This window comes from Rahnella sp. ATs2, assembly GCF_051851855.1.
Lineage (GTDB): Bacteria > Pseudomonadota > Gammaproteobacteria > Enterobacterales > Enterobacteriaceae > Rahnella > Rahnella variigena.
Genome location: NZ_JBLYPL010000013.1, coordinates 1 through 16,611, shown reverse-complemented (window position 1 = coordinate 16,611; position 16,611 = coordinate 1). Strand labels below are relative to the sequence as shown.

19 protein-coding genes are annotated in these 16,611 nt (G+C 52.3%); 14 read left to right on the top strand and 5 right to left on the bottom strand.

Annotated elements, in window-relative coordinates:
• The first annotated feature begins 2 nt into the window (after window positions 1-2).
• Complete coding sequence (locus ACJY2G_RS15225; protein WP_095923781.1) at window positions 3-1,187, top strand: amidohydrolase; 1,185 nt, start codon at window positions 3-5, stop codon at window positions 1,185-1,187.
• Between the two features lie 5 nt (window positions 1,188-1,192).
• Here the strand turns inward: ACJY2G_RS15225 and ACJY2G_RS15220 are convergent, their stop codons facing one another.
• The 3 genes from ACJY2G_RS15220 to ACJY2G_RS15210 all read right to left on the bottom strand — a co-directional run bounded on the left by ACJY2G_RS15220 (window position 1,193) and on the right by ACJY2G_RS15210 (window position 3,443).
• A complete protein-coding gene (locus ACJY2G_RS15220; protein WP_112288608.1) occupies window positions 1,193-2,062 on the bottom strand; it encodes a phosphoribulokinase in 870 nt (289 codons plus the stop codon).
• Between the two features lie 143 nt (window positions 2,063-2,205).
• Complete coding sequence (locus ACJY2G_RS15215; protein ID WP_112288607.1) at window positions 2,206-2,451, bottom strand: YheU family protein; 246 nt, start codon at window positions 2,449-2,451, stop codon at window positions 2,206-2,208.
• On the bottom strand, window positions 2,448-3,443 hold the full coding sequence (locus tag ACJY2G_RS15210) for a hydrolase (RefSeq protein WP_439291903.1): 996 nt from the start codon (window positions 3,441-3,443) through the stop codon (window positions 2,448-2,450). Before ACJY2G_RS15210 ends, ACJY2G_RS15215 begins: the two co-directional genes overlap by 4 nt.
• Window positions 3,444-3,543: 100 nt before the next feature.
• Between ACJY2G_RS15210 and ACJY2G_RS15205 the strand changes: the two genes are divergently transcribed.
• Entirely contained in the window at window positions 3,544-4,146 is a 603-nt protein-coding gene (locus tag ACJY2G_RS15205; protein WP_430320396.1) for a LysE family translocator, read from the top strand.
• 60 nt (window positions 4,147-4,206) lie between these two features.
• On the opposite strand, the gene ACJY2G_RS15200 is transcribed toward ACJY2G_RS15205, so the two are convergent.
• Complete coding sequence (locus ACJY2G_RS15200; RefSeq protein ID WP_439291902.1) at window positions 4,207-6,123, bottom strand: ABC transporter ATP-binding protein; 1,917 nt, start codon at window positions 6,121-6,123, stop codon at window positions 4,207-4,209.
• A 129-nt stretch (window positions 6,124-6,252) separates the two neighbouring features.
• On the opposite strand from ACJY2G_RS15200, the gene kefG reads away from it, so the two are divergent.
• From kefG to slyD, 4 genes are all read left to right on the top strand, one after another.
• Window positions 6,253-6,807: a glutathione-regulated potassium-efflux system ancillary protein KefG gene (kefG, locus tag ACJY2G_RS15195; protein WP_430320394.1), complete on the top strand. Its 555-nt coding sequence runs from the start codon at window positions 6,253-6,255 to the stop codon at window positions 6,805-6,807.
• Window positions 6,807-8,615: a glutathione-regulated potassium-efflux system protein KefB gene (kefB, locus tag ACJY2G_RS15190; RefSeq protein WP_439291918.1), complete on the top strand. Its 1,809-nt coding sequence runs from the start codon at window positions 6,807-6,809 to the stop codon at window positions 8,613-8,615. Before kefG ends, kefB begins: the two co-directional genes overlap by 1 nt.
• Before the next feature lie 79 nt (window positions 8,616-8,694).
• A complete protein-coding gene (locus ACJY2G_RS15185; RefSeq protein WP_430320393.1) occupies window positions 8,695-8,898 on the top strand; it encodes a YheV family putative zinc ribbon protein in 204 nt (67 codons plus the stop codon).
• Window positions 8,899-9,096: 198 nt separating this feature from the next.
• Window positions 9,097-9,702 (top strand): peptidylprolyl isomerase, encoded by a 606-nt coding sequence (gene slyD / locus ACJY2G_RS15180; RefSeq protein ID WP_120162582.1) that lies wholly within the window; start codon window positions 9,097-9,099, stop codon window positions 9,700-9,702.
• A 71-nt stretch (window positions 9,703-9,773) separates the two neighbouring features.
• Here the strand turns inward: slyD and ACJY2G_RS15175 are convergent, their stop codons facing one another.
• Entirely contained in the window at window positions 9,774-9,992 is a 219-nt protein-coding gene (locus tag ACJY2G_RS15175) for a protein SlyX (protein ID WP_112288598.1), read from the bottom strand.
• A gap of 293 nt (window positions 9,993-10,285) precedes the next feature.
• On the opposite strand from ACJY2G_RS15175, the gene fkpA reads away from it, so the two are divergent.
• The 8 genes from fkpA (at window position 10,286) to fusA (ending at window position 16,501) form a co-directional block, all read left to right on the top strand.
• Window positions 10,286-11,146: an FKBP-type peptidyl-prolyl cis-trans isomerase gene (gene fkpA / locus ACJY2G_RS15170; protein WP_112288597.1), complete on the top strand. Its 861-nt coding sequence runs from the start codon at window positions 10,286-10,288 to the stop codon at window positions 11,144-11,146.
• Window positions 11,147-11,410: 264 nt separating this feature from the next.
• A complete protein-coding gene (locus ACJY2G_RS15165; protein ID WP_167459614.1) occupies window positions 11,411-12,133 on the top strand; it encodes a helix-turn-helix transcriptional regulator in 723 nt (240 codons plus the stop codon).
• Window positions 12,130-12,522: a sulfurtransferase complex subunit TusD gene (tusD, locus tag ACJY2G_RS15160; RefSeq protein ID WP_112288595.1), complete on the top strand. Its 393-nt coding sequence runs from the start codon at window positions 12,130-12,132 to the stop codon at window positions 12,520-12,522. Before ACJY2G_RS15165 ends, tusD begins: the two co-directional genes overlap by 4 nt.
• Window positions 12,523-12,544: 22 nt before the next feature.
• Window positions 12,545-12,904 carry a sulfurtransferase complex subunit TusC gene (gene tusC / locus ACJY2G_RS15155; RefSeq protein ID WP_120162580.1) on the top strand — a complete coding sequence of 120 codons (360 nt, stop codon included), beginning with the start codon at window positions 12,545-12,547 and terminating at the stop codon, window positions 12,902-12,904.
• 13 nt (window positions 12,905-12,917) lie between these two features.
• The gene (tusB, locus tag ACJY2G_RS15150; RefSeq protein ID WP_112288593.1) at window positions 12,918-13,205 is read left to right on the top strand and encodes a sulfurtransferase complex subunit TusB; all 288 of its coding nucleotides are present in this window, start codon (window positions 12,918-12,920) and stop codon (window positions 13,203-13,205) included.
• A 143-nt stretch (window positions 13,206-13,348) separates the two neighbouring features.
• Window positions 13,349-13,723, top strand: a complete 375-nt coding sequence (rpsL, locus tag ACJY2G_RS15145) for a 30S ribosomal protein S12 (protein ID WP_009638963.1) — start codon at window positions 13,349-13,351, stop codon at window positions 13,721-13,723.
• A 96-nt stretch (window positions 13,724-13,819) separates the two neighbouring features.
• Complete coding sequence (gene rpsG / locus ACJY2G_RS15140) at window positions 13,820-14,290, top strand: 30S ribosomal protein S7 (protein ID WP_005969574.1); 471 nt, start codon at window positions 13,820-13,822, stop codon at window positions 14,288-14,290.
• Between the two features lie 96 nt (window positions 14,291-14,386).
• A complete protein-coding gene (gene fusA, locus ACJY2G_RS15135) occupies window positions 14,387-16,501 on the top strand; it encodes an elongation factor G (RefSeq protein WP_013573669.1) in 2,115 nt (704 codons plus the stop codon).
• Window positions 16,502-16,611: the final 110 nt, after the last annotated feature.

Sequence of the window (16,611 nt, the reverse complement as noted above, 5' to 3'; positions counted from 1 at the left end):
TGATGACTTTTAATTTCGAAGCAATGCTGGCTGAAGTCAAAGCGGACGTCCTGCGCTGGCGCAGACATATTCATGCCCATCCTGAACTCTCTTTTCAGGAGCATAAAACGGCGGCGTACATTACTCAGCAACTGGAAAGTTTCGGCGGTCTGACCCTGACACATCTGACGCCCAACAGCGTGATTGCCGATCTGAAAGGGGCGCATCCGGGGCCGGTATATGCGCTGCGGGCGGATATCGATGCCCTGCCGATTCAGGAGGAGAACGATGAACCTTTCTGCTCAACGGTCCCCGGCGTGATGCACGCCTGTGGTCATGATGCTCACACCGCAATGTTGCTGGGTGCGGCAAAAGTGCTGACCCAATGTCAGTCTGAGTTGCATGGTTCTGTGCGGTTTATCTTCCAGCATGCCGAAGAAGTGCCACCGGGCGGGGCGCAGGAACTGGTGGATTTAGGCGTGCTGGATGGCGTTGAGAAAATCTTTGGCCTGCACGTGATGCCTAATTCTCCGACCGGTGAAGTGGGGCTGAAAGAGGGGGTATTCTGTGCCTCAACGGATAATTTCGACATCACCATTACCGGCAAAGGCGGCCACGGTTCTATGCCGCATTTGTGTATCGATCCGGTGGTGATCGGCGCGGAAGTCGTCACCGCACTGCAAAACGTTGTGGCGCGCCGTATTGATCCGCTTCAGGTGCCGGTGCTGACTATCGCAACCTTCCAGACGGGCGAAAGTTATAACGTGATCCCGGAGCGGGTGAAGCTCGCCGGAACGCTGCGGACGCATCACAGCAACGTGCGCGAACAGGTGCCGCAGGTGATGGAGCAGATCATTTCCGGAATTACTGCAGCGCATGGCGCAACATACGAACTGCGCTGGACACGCGGCTATGTGAACGGTGACAACCATCCTGAGGCCTGTGCGATAGCGCGTCAGGTGATTGAAAAAACGCTGGGACCGCAGGCGCTGCGCGAAGTTACTCAGCCGCTGTTTGGCGGAGAGGATTTCTCTTCCTACCAGCAAAAAGTGCCGGGGTGTTTTCTGTTTATTGGCAGCGGGAATGAAAAAATTGGCGCGACTTACGGCGTACATAATCCGCGTTTTCGTCTCGATGAAGAGGCGTTACAGACTGGCGTCGCGCTGCATGTCGGGTTTATCCGTCAGTTGCTGATGAACGACGCCTGAGTCCGTTACTCGATCTTTTTCCCTTCCATCAGGCGCTGCACCAGCGGCGCCATAATCAGTTCCATCGCCAGCCCCATTTTTCCACCCGGCACCACCAGCGTTTTGATGTGCGAGATAAACGAACCCTGCAACATCGCCAGCAGATACGGGAAATCAATGTCATCCAGCCCCTGGAAGTGGATCACCACAAAGCTTTCATCCAGTGAAGGAATGGCTTTAGCGGCAAAAGGGTTGGAAGTATCGATTGTCGGTACGCGCTGGAAGTTGATGTGCGTGCGCGAGAACTGCGGCGTGATGTAACTGATGTAGTCATCCATCGAACGCACCACAGAATCCATCACTGCTTCGCGGGAATGTCCGCGCTCGCCGGTATCGCGCACCAGTTTCTGAATCCATTCAAGGTTAACGATGGGCACCACGCCGACCAGTAAATCAACCTGCGCGGCAACGTCAATTTTGTCTGCGACAACGCCGCCGTGCAGGCCTTCGTAGAACAAAATGTCAGTCGGTTCCGGCAGCGCCTGCCACGGCGTAAAGGTGCCCGGCACCTGATTGTAGGGAACCGCTTCGTCATAAGTATGCAGATACTTGCGCGAACGACCGGTACCGGTTTTACCGTATTCGATAAAACTTTTTTCCAGCAGACCAAAGTCGTTGGCTTCCGGTCCGAAATAGCTGATGTGACGCCCGAGGTCACGGGCTTTGCGGATTGCCGCATCCATTTCAGGGCGGGTGAAATGGTGAAAGCTGTCGCCTTCCAGCTCAGCCGCACGCAGGCCAAGCTGCTGAAATATTTTACGAAATGCCAGGCTGGTGGTGGTGGTGCCTGCTCCGCTGGAGCCGGTAACTGCTATAACAGGATGTTTTGCTGACATAGTCGGGCTTACTCCTTAAACGTCACGCCATATTGCCCTTCAGGTCATTCAGGGTAGGCGGAAACAAAGCGCATAATTAATCCCATTGTTACCATAATTATTCGCTGAGGGACAGGCTGTCCAAATCCATTTTATGATCGTGTTTACCAGTCCTGCGGGTTTTCTTCCTGTCCGGCGCGGAACTGACCGCGCGGCATAATGTTCAGCGTTTCATGCAGTTCTGACCAGACCAGCACGATCTCGCCACTTTTCAGCTGACGTTTTACGTCGTCGACTTTCTGTTCCAGAGATCGCTCCTGCTCGCCATAATCGGTGCCTTCGCGCAATACGAAGGATTCCACCACGCTGGTGAGCAGTTCGGCGTCCAGTTCCTGCCAGGGAATAATCACTTTGTTGGTTCCTTTGTCTTTGTTTCTAAAAACGGGGCGATCCAGGCCGGAATGCGCTGTTCCAGCCACATTTGCGGATGACGTAAGCTGCCGGAGACGAAACCGACATGTCCGCCATGTTCAGTTAACTGATATTCCACGCAAGCCGGCAAATCCTCTGCTTTCGGGATCACTTCCGGCGTCATAAATGGGTCGTCTTTGGCATGGATAATCAGCAGCGGCGTTCTGACCTGCGACAGCAACGGCAGACCGCTGCAACGGCGGTAATAATCCAGCGCGTCGGTAAACCCGTGCGCCTTTGAAGTGATAGCATCGTCAAATTCACGAATGCGGCGCATGGATTTCAGCTGCGCCAGCGTCACTGGCAACGTGCCCGGATATTTCGCCAGTTTGCGCGAAGCATTGCCTTTGAGCTGATCGAGAAGGTATCGCTGATAAATGCGCGATGAACCGCGCTCCAGCCGGTAAGCGCACGGCTCAAGCATCAGCGGCGCAGACACCACAACCGCCGCTCTAAGCGTACAGTTTTCACCTTCCTGCCCGAGATAACAGGCCAGCATATTACCCCCTAGCGAGACGCCTACCGCGCCGGTCGGCACTTCGCCATAGGTTTCATTGAGCCAGCGAATGAAAAAACGTGCATCTTCGGTTTCGCCGGAATGATAAATCCGCTGAAGTTTATTCGGTTCGCCGCTGCATCCGCGAAAATGCATCACGACGCCGAGCCAGCCTTTGTCTTTCCACGCCTGCAATAAGCCATGGGCGTAAGGGCTGTAGAAACTGCCTTCCAGTCCGTGAAACAAGATCATGCGCGGTTTATCACGCGCCTGTTCGGGGTCTTCGCTCCAGGCTAAATCGAGAAAATCTCCGTCCGGCGTATCGAGTCTTTGCCAGTGAGGTTTGAGTTTTGCATGACGGCGCACCAGCCGTGGTAACAACGTCTGGATGTGAGGATTACTGGCCCCGCGCAGGGGACGAAAGGATTCAACCATAAGATGAATAAATTTCTCTTAAGAGGCTCTTGTGCGATCAATATCACGCTGTTAGCTTCAATGCTATCGCACATCTTTCGGGTCGGAGTACCCAAATTAAATGGAACTTGGTTTATTTTTTTCGATGCTCGGATTTTTATGGGTCGCTGCAATCACCCCAGGCCCGAACAATATGTTGTTAACAACATCTGGCGCTAACTTTGGTTTCTTCCGCTCAATCTGGCTGATGATCGGCATTATGCTCGGCATGCAAAGTATTTTGCTGCTGGTGGCCTTCGGCGTTGGCGGCCTGATCACGGTTTATCCCGCGTTACACCTTTTCCTCAAAATTGCCGGCAGCCTGTATCTGCTGTGGCTGGCGTGGAAAATTGCGACGTCGGCCTATGAAAAACTGGAAACTGGCGCACCGCCACCGAAACCCATCCGCATGTATCAGGGCTGGTTGCTGCAATTCCTCAACCCGAAAGCGTGGCTGATGGGGCTGGGCGCAGTGGCGAGTTTCAGTCTGGCGGGGGCGGCTTACAATCATTCGATTGCCGGTATCAGCCTCGGCATGTTCCTGGTGAATCTGGTTTCCGGGATTATCTGGCTTGGGTTCGGTACCGTCATTGGCCGTCTGCTGCGCAGCAAGCGTGCGTGGCACACCTTCAATATCGCGATGGGGATTCTGACCGCCGCCTGTGTGTTGCTGATCTGGCACTGATTTGCAGACAAAAGAAAGGCGCCGTCGTGGCGCCTTTCTCATTTCTTACCGAACGATCAACTAGTCGAGATCAAACGCCTTCGACATGTCTTCCAGCTGTTCCTGTGCATCGAGCCAGGTCATTTCCGTTTCTTCCAGCGCGCCTTTGACTTTGGTCTGCTGTTGCAGACATTCAGTCAGTTCGGCTTTACGGCTGTTGTCGTAAATCGCGGAATCAGCCAGACGCTCTTCGATAGCCGCCAGCTCGGTACTCAGTTTTTCCATCTGGGTTTCGAGTTTGGTGATTTGCTTACGCAGCGGCTGAGTCTGATTACGGAAATCGGCTTCGCGACGTTTCTGGTCTTTACGCGACTGCGCGCTGTTAACGCCGCCGTCTTTGGCCGGTGCATCCTGCTGGCTTTCCTGACGCTGAATGTCCATCAGCCATTGCTGGTAATCTTCCAGATCGCCGTCGAACTGTTCCACTTTGCCGCCGTGAACCAGATACAAATCGTCGGTGGTAGAACGCAGTAAGTGACGGTCATGCGAGACGACAACCATCGCGCCTTCGAAGTCGATCAGGGCTTCGGTCAGCGCCTGACGCATATCGAGATCCAGGTGGTTGGTCGGTTCATCGAGCAGCAGCAGGTTAGGGCGTTGCCAGACAATCAGGGCCAGCACCAGACGCGCTTTTTCGCCCCCGGAGAAACGCCCGGTCGGATCCGTCACTTTATCGCTGTGGAAACCAAATCCGCCGAGATAATCGCGCAGTTGCTGTTCGGTTTCTTTGTTCGCCAGACGCACCAGATGTTGCAACGGTGAATCTTCAGCGCGCAAAAACTCCAGCTGATGCTGGGCGAAGTAACCAAGCTTAACGCCTTTCGCCAGGCCAATATCGCCCTGAAGCGGTGGCATGGTGCCTGCGAGCAGTTTGATCAGCGTGGATTTACCGGCACCGTTACGGCCCAGTAAGCCGATACGTGATCCCGGCACAAGATTCAGTTTGATCGACTCCAGAATGGTGGTGTCACCATAACCGGCGCTGACTTTTTCCATGCGCAGCAGCGGATCGGGCAAACTTTCCGGCGATCGGAAGCTAAAATGAAAAGGATTGTCGACGTGTGCCGGCGCAATCAGCTCCATACGCTCCAGCATTTTGATACGGCTTTGCGCCTGCTTGGCCTTGGTCGCCTGTGCACGGAACCGGTCGATGTAGCTTTGCAGATGCGCCACTTTTTCCTGCTGACTTTCAAACAATGCCTGCTGTTGCGACAGTTTGGTCGCACGCTGGCGCTCGAAGGACGAGTAGTTGCCGGTGTATTCGTTCAGCGACTGCTGTTCGATATGCAGTATTTTATCGACGATCGGGTCGAGGAAATCCCGGTCATGGGAAATCAGCACCAGCGTGCCGGTGTAGCTTTTCAGCCATTTTTCCAGCCAGATCACCGCGTCTAAATCCAGGTGGTTGGTCGGTTCGTCGAGCAGCAGTAAATCAGAACGGCAAATCAGCGCCTGCGCCAGGTTGAGGCGCATACGCCAGCCACCGGAGAAGGATTTCACCGGCTGCTGTAACTGATTCTGGGTAAAGCCCAACCCGCTGAGCAGGCTGGCCGCGCGAGCAGGAATGGTCCAGGCGTTAATGGCGTCGAGCTTACCGTGCAGCGTGGCGATGGCATGGCCGTCATCCCGCTCGTTGGCTTGTTGTAATTGTGCTTCCAGCTGGCGGAACTCGCGGTCGCCGTCGATAACATACTCTATCGCCGGTTCGTCCAGCGCAGGCGTTTCCTGATTCACCCAGGCCAGCGCCCAGTTAGACGGAAACGTCAGGTTGCCAGCATCGGCGCTCATTTCACCTTTTAACAGGGAAATCAGGGTGGATTTACCGCAGCCATTTTTGCCCACCAGCCCGACTTTCTGGCCGGGATTGATGGTCGCAGACGCGTTGTCCAGCAGCACATTGGTGCCGCGTCGGATTTGTAAGGAGGAGAAAACAATCATAAAGCGCCGTGTTGAGAGTATGTTAAATTGTCATGATAATGATCTAAACAAGACGTATCGCGTCCCATTTTGTCTTTGCGAAGCATGGTAACGGAAAAACCGCACCCTGACGACGCTTTGGAGGTATTGATGTCGCAGCCACCAAAGGTTTTGCTGCTGTATGCCCATCCGGAATCACCCGATTCGGTCGCCAACCGCATTTTACTGCAACAAGCTCAACAGCTTGAACATGTCACCGTGCATGATTTGTACGCCCACTATCCTGATTTTTTTATTGATATTCATCGTGAGCAGCAACTGCTGCGCGATCATAAGGTGATTGTTTTTCAGCATCCTCTTTATACCTACAGCTGTCCGGCGTTGTTGAAAGAGTGGATGGATCGCGTGCTGGCGCGTGGTTTTGCCAGCGGGGCAGGCGGTAATGCGCTTAACGGCAAGTACTGGCGTTCGGTGGTCACCACGGGTGAACCGGAAGGTGCGTACCGGGCGGGCGGTTATAACCGTTATCCGATGTCCGACATTATGCGGCCATTCGAGCTGACGTCTGCTATGTGCCATATGCACTGGATGACGCCCATCATCATTTACTGGGCGCGCCGTCAGAAACCGGATGTGCTGCAAAGCCATGCCGAAGCTTACGGCGAATGGCTGAAATCGCCGTTACCGCAGGGGGGAATTGCCTGATGGATGTTTCGAATATTCCCATGGCGATCCTGCTGTTTTTGTTCGCTGCCGTAGTGGCGGTGCCGGTGGCACAGCGTTTAGGCATTGGCGCAGTGCTGGGTTATTTGCTGGCCGGTATTGCCATCGGTCCGTGGGGCTTGGGCTTTATCCGCGACGTGGATGAAATTCTGCACTTCTCCGAACTGGGCGTGGTTTTCCTGATGTTTATCATCGGGCTGGAACTGAACCCCGGAAAACTGTGGGCGCTGCGGCGGCAAATCTTTGGTGTCGGCGCCGGGCAGGTGATCCTGACTGCGCTGGTGCTCGGCGGTTTGTTGTATCTGACGAAGTTTTCCTGGCAAGCCGCGGTGATTGGCGGTATCGGGCTGGCGATGTCATCCACGGCGATGGCATTGCAACTGATGCGCGACAAAGGCATGACGCGTAACGAAGGCGGTCAGCTGGGTTTCGCCGTGTTGCTGTTCCAGGATATCGCGGTGATCCCGGCGCTGGCGCTGATCCCGATTCTGGCGGGCGGTTCGGAAGGCAGCAATAACTGGGAGATGATCGGCCTGAAAGTGCTGGCCTTTGGCGGCATGCTGATTGGCGGACGCTATCTGCTGCGGCCGATTTTCCGGCTGATTGTGGCTTCCGGCGTGCGTGAAGTGTTTACCGCCGCCGCACTGCTGGTGGTGCTTGGTTCGGCGCTGTTTATGGATACGCTGGGCTTTTCGATGGCGCTCGGAACGTTTATCGCCGGGATTTTACTGGCTGAAAGCGAATATCAGCACGAACTGGAAATCGCTATCGAGCCGTTTAAGGGGTTACTGCTCGGGCTGTTCTTTATTTCTGTCGGCATGGCGCTGAATCTGGGCGTGCTGTATACCCATATTTTGCTGGTGCTGGTAGGCGTGATGATTCTGGTGACGGTCAAAGGCGCGGTGCTGTACGGGCTTTCCCGCATATTTGGTCTGCGGACATCGGTACGCTTGCAGTTTTCTGCTGTGCTCAGTCAGGGGGGGGAATTTGCTTTCGTGCTGTTTTCGGCGGCTGGTGCGCAGAAAGTGATTTCCTCGTCGCAGCTTTCGCTGTTGCTGGTCGTGGTGACGATATCAATGATGACCACGCCGTTGCTGATGCAGTGGGTCGACCGCATCCTGGTACGACGCTACAACGACGGCGAAGAAAGTGACGAAAAGCATTTTGTGCAGGATGACGAACCGCAGGTGATTATTGTCGGGTTCGGACGTTTCGGACAGGTGATCGGACGTTTGCTGATGGCCAATAAAATGCGCATCACGGTGCTTGAGCGTGATATCAGCGCCGTCGGGCTGATGCGGACTTACGGTTATAAAGTGTATTACGGCGATGCGACCGAACTGGAACTGCTCAGGGCTTCGGGTGCTGAAAAGGCCAAATCGATTGTGATTACGTGTGATGAGCCTGCGGACACCATGACCATCGTGCATTTGTGTCAGCAGCATTTTCCTCATCTGAATATTCTGGCACGCGCCCGTGGCCGTGTTGAAGCGCATGAACTGTTGCAGGCCGGTGTGGCGAATTTTTCCCGCGAGACGTTTTCCAGTGCGCTGGAATTAGGCAAAAAGGCGCTGGTCACGCTGGGTATGCATCCGCACAGTGCGTACCGTGCCCAACAACATTTCCGTCGTCTTGATATGCGGATGCTACGTGAACTGGTGCCGCAAAACCGCGGCGATGTGGCGCAGATTTCCCGTGTGAAAGAAGCGCGGCGCGAACTGGAGGATATCTTCCAGAGCGAAATGCACAACGAACGTCGTCAGCTTGATGGCTGGGACGATGACGAATAGTCCGGCTGGCGAAAAAATAATGTTGCCGTCTGAATGAAAAATGACCGGACGCAATGTCGCAGATTTCAGGAGAAGTAACATGGCTACAACCCGTAAACGGTTTATCGCTGGTGCGGTATGTCCGAAATGTAAGGCGATGGATACGCTGGCTTTATGGCAGGAAGATCAGGTCGAAGTGGTGGAGTGTGTGAAGTGCGGGCACCATCAGCGTCAGACGGATGCACAGGTCAGCAAGAGGCTACGGCCGGAAGAGCAGGTGATTGGTATTTTCGATCCGAAGTAGCGTTCTTGCTCGTGTTTTTTTATGCTGGTAGTACAGAGACGCGGATTTCCGCTACACTCTTCGCCAAATTTATCCGGTCGCACTTTTCAGGATGATCTCATCGAAAAGTGGCCGTCACTGAATTAGCCTTAAGCGAAGTTGCGTGTGTTATGAAACGCCCGCAGACAACAAATTGAGTTTCCAACGGTAGGAGTTATCATGAAAGTAGCAAAAGACCTGGTCATCAGCGTGGCATATCAGGTACGTACAGAAGACGGTGTGTTGGTTGATGAATCTCCGGTGAGCGCGCCGTTGGATTATCTGCACGGCCATGGTTCCCTGATCTCCGGTCTGGAAACTGCGCTGGAAGGTCATGCCATTGGTGACGTTTTTGATGTGCATGTTGGCGCCAACGACGCTTACGGCAACTACGACGAAAACCTGGTTCAGCGCGTGCCTAAAGACGTGTTCATGGGTGTTGATGAGCTGGAAGTCGGTATGCGTTTCCTGGCTGACACCGATCAGGGTCCGGTTCCTGTAGAAATCACTGAAGTTGACGGCGACCACGTTGTTGTCGACGGCAACCACATGCTGGCAGGTCAGGATCTGAACTTCCACGTCGAAGTGGTGGCAATCCGTGAAGCAACTGAAGAAGAACTGGCTCACGGCCACGTTCACGGCGAACACGGCCACGATCATGGTCACGACCATGAACACGGCGAAGGCTGCTGCGGTGGTCACGGCCACGACCATGATCACGACCACGGTCATGATCACGGTAAAAAAGGCGGCTGTGGCGGTAACGGTGGCTGCGGTTGCCACTAATCACTCTGTTTGCTGAGTGATAAAAACGAAAGGCGCCGGAAGGGCGCCTTTTTGTTGCGTCAGAAACAGTATCAATAATGCGGCGGAGGCGTTTCTTCCGACTGATCGGCAATCATTGATGGCTGGCTGGCGCGGAGTTTATCTGTCAGAAGGCGCAGGTGATCGTGCAATCTGCTCATTTCCAGCTGATGCTGTGTGACGATCAAGTTCAGCTCTTCGATAGTAATTTCCTGAAAAGCCAGCTTGTTTTCCAGCATCTCCAGACGTTGTTCAACGGTGTTTGAGTCCATAATTATTACCTCATTTTGCGGCTCAAGTTGATCAGGTTGAGCACTGACCGGAACCCCATACTCTATTGTAGACCGGCGATTCTACCCGTAAACCTGCTTAATTACCTGACCTCTGCGGCGCTTTATCTTTGACTCCTCAGGAGCAGACGAAACTAATTGATGTAAAAAAGGTCTGAATATGACGCTAATGGCGTGTATAGAGATTGTTTTGTCGTGAGACGGACAGTTATAGTAACCGCCGAACTTTCGTAATTATTACCAGAGGTCATACGCTTCTGGTCCTGGAGAAATGGATGAAATCACTGTTTAAAGTAACTCTGCTGGCAACCACCATGGCGATCGCCCTGAATGCCACTCAGGTTATGGCTGCTGAAGCCACAGCACCGGCCGCTGCTGCACCCGCGCCAGCCGCTGCCCCTGCTGCAGCTGCTCCGGCAGCAACAGACACGACCAAGTTCAAAAGTGATGACGAGCAGGCTGCTTATGCTCTCGGCGCATCACTGGGTCGCTACATGGATAACTCCCTGAAAGAACAAGAAAAACTGGGTATCAAACTGGATAAAGACCAGCTGATCGCCGGTGTTCAGGATGCGTTCGCCAACAAAAGCAAACTGTCTGATCAGGAAATCGAGAAGACTCTGCAAACCTTCGAAGGCCGTGTGAAAGCATCTGCGCAGGCTAAGATGGAGCAAGACGCTAAAGCTAACGCTGACAAAGGCGACAAGTTCCGTGCTGATTTCGCCAAAGAAAAAGGCGTGAAGAAGACTGAATCAGGCCTGCTGTATCAGGTTGAAAAACCAGGTGCTGGCGCAGCGCCAAAAGACAGCGACACCGTTGTAGTGAACTACAAAGGGACTCTGACCGACGGTACTGAGTTTGATAACTCCTATACCCGTGGCGAGCCGCTGTCTTTCCGTCTTGATGGTGTTATCCCAGGCTGGACCGAAGGCCTGAAACACATTAAGAAAGGCGGCAAAATCAAGCTGGTCATTCCACCAGCGCTGGCTTACGGCAAAACTGGCGTCCCGGGGATCCCTGCTAACTCTACTCTGGTGTTCGATGTTGAACTGCTGGATGTGAAAGCGGCACCTAAGGCTGACCCTAAAGCAGCTGAAAAACCTGCTGAAGCTGAAGCAGCACCAAAAGCAAACTAAGTTGCTGTTGAGCTGTTGCAGAAAACCGTCGCTAAATGCGGCGGTTTTTTTTCGCCTTAAACTTTTCTAACAGGCCGCCCTTCATTTTATTGAGGTTACTCTATGATGATAACTTGACGCTTTTGTTTCCCCGGCATAACGTCACAGATCCATATAATCGCAAGGCCGTTTTTTCTGTGTCTTTGATACAGTAACGACCGTGGAATGATGAATAATGCGTCCTGACTCCCGTTGGAAGGCGCGATAGAGAGGGTGGTAGCTTCAATGTCTAATTCGCTTATAACTGGCGAAACCGGTGAACTGGATTTGCTGGACCAACGTCCGTTCAGCCAGGTCGATCATGAGATTTTGTCTTCATACGAGGCCGTGGTGGACGGGCTTGCGATGCTGATCGGTGAGCATTGCGAAATTGTTCTGCATTCACTGGAAGACCTGAAATGTTCAGCGGTCCGTATTGCAAATGGTGAGCATACCGGCCGTAAGATCGGCTCACCGATTACCGATTTAGCCCTGCGCATGTTGCATGACATGACCGGTGCGGACAGCAATGTGTCCAAAGCCTACTTCACCCGTGCGAAAAGTGGTGTGCTGATGAAGTCAGTCACCATCGCTATTCGCAACCGTGAGCAACGCGTCATTGGTCTGCTGTGCATCAACATGAATCTCGACGTACCTTTCTCGCAAATTATTCAGACCTTTATGCCGCCTGAAACTCAGGAAGTGGCCTCTTCCGTAAACTTCGCCTCATCTGTGGATGACCTGGTAGCGCAAACGCTGGAATTCACCATCGAAGAAGTGAACGCTGACCGCACTGTTTCTAATAACGCGAAGAACCGACAGGTTGTGCTGAATCTTTATGAAAAGGGTATTTTTGATATCAAAGATGCCATCAATCAGGTGGCTGACCGCCTGAATATTTCAAAGCATACCGTTTACCTGTATATCCGCCAGTTTAAAAGCGGGGATCTGGTGGGGAATGAGCGTTGAAACTGCGTTATTGCCTCCTGGTAACCGGCCCTGCTTACGGAACACAACAAGCCAGTGCGGCTTATCAGTTCGCACTGGCATTGATTGGCAGTGGCCATCAGCTGGACAGCGTGTTTTTTTATCGTGAGGGCGTCCTCAACGGTAATATGCTTTCTGCACCTGCTTCGGATGAATTTGATCTGGTCAGATCCTGGCAACGTATGGCTGCAGACCATCAGGTTGCTCTCAATGTTTGCGTGGCAGCGGCTTTACGTCGCGGTGTCATTGATGAAACGGAAGCCCACAATCAGGGCCACGGCCAGACGAATTTACAAGCCGGCTTTGCCCTGACCGGATTGGGCAGCCTCGCTGAAGCGTCGCTGACCTGCGATCGCATGGTGCAGTTCTGATGGGTTATGGCAGGGACAGGCAATGAAGAAGATAGCGTTTGTGTTCACTCAGGGACCGCACGGCACATCAGCGGGAAGAGAAGGCCTTGATGCGCTGCTGGCTACGTCAGCTCTGACCGAAGATATCGGCGTGTTTTTTATGGCTGACGGTGTTTTTCAGCTCATGCCGGCACAACAACCCGAAAAAATTCTCGCCCGTAATTATATTGCCACATTCGGTGTGTTATCACTTTACGACGTCGATCAGTGCTTTGTCTGTGAAGACTCGCTGAAGTCACGCGGTTTATCTGCGGGGCATGAATGGGTGCTGGATGTGGAGCCGTTGTCTGCGACTGAAATTCGCGGGCGACTGGCCAGTTTTGATGTGGTGATGACGTTTTGAATCAGGAAATTCCATGCTTTTTACTCTAGCCCGTTCCCCGCAACAATGTGATTTCTCATTGATTGTTAAGCTGGTTGCTCAGGAAGATGCACTTTTGCTGATGCAGGATGGCGTACTGGCTGCGCTTGATGGCAGCGAGGCGTGTAATCTGCTCAGCCAGCATGTTCAATCGATTTATGTTCTCAGCGAGGATCTGGCGGCCAGAGGATTGGTTGGTCAAATTTCGCACAAAATCACATTGATCGACTATACTGGATTCGTCGCGCTGACTGAGAAACACACCCAGCAAACAGCATGGTGATTTACTGATGTGCTGTATATTTCTTGACACCCTCTTAGGTCAGCCCTAAAATTCTGCGTCCCCATATTAGCTAATGCTTTTTATGGGGCGATTTATCACGCGTTTACAAAGTAGTTTATGAACCAAAATCCAGGAGCTTTTTAATGGCAACAATTAATCAGCTGGTACGCAAACCACGCTCTACGAAGGTTGTTAAAAGCAACGTTCCAGCGCTGGAAGCTTGCCCGCAGAAACGTGGCGTATGTACTCGTGTATATACTACCACCCCTAAAAAACCAAACTCCGCATTGCGTAAAGTATGCCGTGTGCGTTTGACTAACGGTTTTGAAGTTACCTCCTACATCGGCGGTGAAGGTCATAACCTGCAGGAACACTCCGTGATCCTGATACGTGGCGGTCGTGTAAAAGACTTGCCAGGTGTGCGTTATCACACCGTCCGTGGCGCGCTGGACTGTTCAGGCGTTAAGGATCGTAAGCAATCTCGTTCTAAATACGGCGTTAAAAAGCCGAAGTCTTAATGGTTCTCCGTTAAGTAAGGCCAAACATTTTCACTTTACTGTCAAAATAAACTCTTAGAGTTTTGGACAATCCTGAATTAACAACGGAGTATTTCCATGCCACGTCGTCGCGTCATTGGTCAACGTAAAATCCTGCCAGATCCTAAGTTCGGATCCGAACTGCTGGCAAAATTCGTCAACATTCTGATGGTAGATGGTAAAAAATCTACTGCAGAAGCAATCGTCTACACTGCTCTTGAGACCCTGGCTCAACGTAGCGGTAAAGGCCACCTGGAAGCTTTCGAAGTCGCTCTGGACAACGTTCGTCCGACTGTCGAAGTTAAGTCCCGCCGCGTAGGTGGTTCTACTTATCAGGTTCCAGTTGAAGTCCGTCCGGTTCGTCGTAATGCTCTGGCAATGCGTTGGATCGTTGAAGCTGCTCGTAAACGCGGTGATAAATCCATGGCTCTCCGCCTGGCGAACGAACTTTCTGATGCTGCAGAGAACAAAGGTACTGCAGTTAAGAAACGTGAAGACGTTCACCGTATGGCTGAAGCCAACAAGGCGTTCGCGCACTACCGCTGGTAATCACTTCGCAGTAGTTATGCTAACCAAGCGGGCGCTTCAAGAAGCCAACCCGCTTGGGTTAACTGAACTTGAACGTCCTAGTTATAGAGGAATCAAATGGCTCGTAAAACACCCATTGAGCGCTACCGTAACATTGGTATCAGTGCTCACATCGACGCCGGTAAGACAACCACTACCGAACGTGTTCTGTTCTACACCGGTGTAAACCACAAAATCGGTGAAGTGCATGATGGCGCAGCCACCATGGACTGGATGGAGCAGGAGCAGGAACGTGGTATTACCATCACGTCCGCTGCGACCACCTGTTTCTGGTCAGGTATGGCTAAGCAGTTCGAACCACACCACATCAACATCATCGACACCCCAGGGCACGTTGACTTCACCATCGAAGTTGAACGTTCCATGCGTGTTCTTGATGGCGCGGTAATGGTTTACTGTGCTGTTGGTGGTGTTCAGCCACAGTCTGAGACCGTATGGCGTCAGGCAAACAAATATAAAGTTCCTCGTATCGCGTTCGTTAACAAAATGGACCGTATGGGTGCTAACTTCCTGAAAGTTGTTGATCAGATTGAAAAACGTCTGGGCGCAACTCCGGTGCCACTGCAACTGGCAATCGGCGCGGAAGAGAAATTCACCGGTGTTGTTGACCTGGTGAAGATGAAAGCTATCAACTGGAACGAAGCTGATCAGGGCGTTACCTTCGAATACGAAGAAATCCCTGCAAACATGCAAGAACTGGCTGAAGAATGGCGTCAGAAACTGGTTGAGGCCGCTGCTGAAGGCTCTGATGAGCTGATGGAGAAATTCTTTGGTGGCGAAGAGCTGACTGAAGAAGAGATCAAAACTTCTCTGCGTAAGCGCGTTCTGAACAACGAAATCATCCTGGTTACCTGTGGTTCTGCGTTTAAAAACAAAGGCGTACAGGCAATGCTGGATGCTGTTGTTGAGTATCTGCCAGCACCAACTGACGTTGAAGCTATCAACGGTCTGTTGGATGACGGTAAAGACACTCCGGCAGTTCGCCATTCTGACGATTCAGAGCCGTTCTCTGCTCTGGCGTTCAAAATCGCTACTGACCCATTCGTGGGTAACTTGACGTTCTTCCGTGTTTATTCCGGTCTCGTCAATTCAGGTGACACTGTATTTAACCCAGTGAAATCTCAGCGTGAACGTCTGGGTCGTATCGTTCAGATGCACGCTAACAAGCGTGAAGAAATTAAAGAAGTTCGTGCAGGCGATATCGCTGCAGCGATCGGTCTGAAAGACGTGACTACAGGTGATACCCTGTGTGATCCAGATAACGTGATTATCCTGGAACGCATGGAATTCCCTGAGCCGGTAATCTCCGTTGCGGTAGAACCAAAAACCAAAGCTGACCAGGAAAAAATGGGTCTGGCTCTGGGTCGTCTGGCGAAAGAAGACCCATCATTCCGCGTTTGGACTGATGAAGAGTCTGGTCAGACAATCATCGCAGGTATGGGTGAGCTTCACCTGGATATCCTGGTTGACCGTATGCGTCGTGAATTTAACGTTGAAGCTAACGTCGGTAAGCCGCAGGTTGCATACCGTGAAGCTATCCGCGCTAAAGTTACCGATGTTGAAGGTAAACACGCTAAGCAGTCTGGTGGTCGCGGTCAGTATGGTCACGTTGTGATCGACATGTACCCATTAGAACCTGGCACAAATCCGAAAGGATATGAGTTTGTCAACGAAATCAAAGGTGGTGTAATTCCTGGTGAATTCATCGGCGCGATTGACAAAGGCATCCAGGAACAGCTGAAGTCTGGTCCACTGGCCGGTTATCCGGTAGTAGATCTGGGCGTGCGTCTGCACTTCGGTTCTTACCATGACGTCGACTCCTCTGAGCTGGCGTTTAAACTGGCCGCTTCTATCGCCTTCAAAGATGGCTTTAAGAAAGCGAAACCAGTTCTGCTTGAGCCGATCATGAAGGTTGAAGTAGAGACTCCGGAAGAGAACACTGGTGACGTCATCGGTGACCTTAGCCGTCGTCGTGGTATGCTGAAAGGCCAAGAATCTAACGCTACTGGCGTTGTGATTCATGCTGAAGTTCCGCTTTCCGAAATGTTCGGTTATGCAACTCAGCTGCGTTCACTGACCAAAGGCCGTGCATCTTACTCCATGGAATTCCTGAAGTATGATGATGCGCCAAATAACGTGGCCCTGGCCGTTATTGAAGCTCGTGGCAAATAAGCCACAGTTTTAAACACAATGATCCCGTGCTCTCTCTATGAAGGGAGAGCACAAGAGTAAGGAATATAGCCGTGTCTAAAGAAAAATTTGAACGTAACAAACCGCACGTC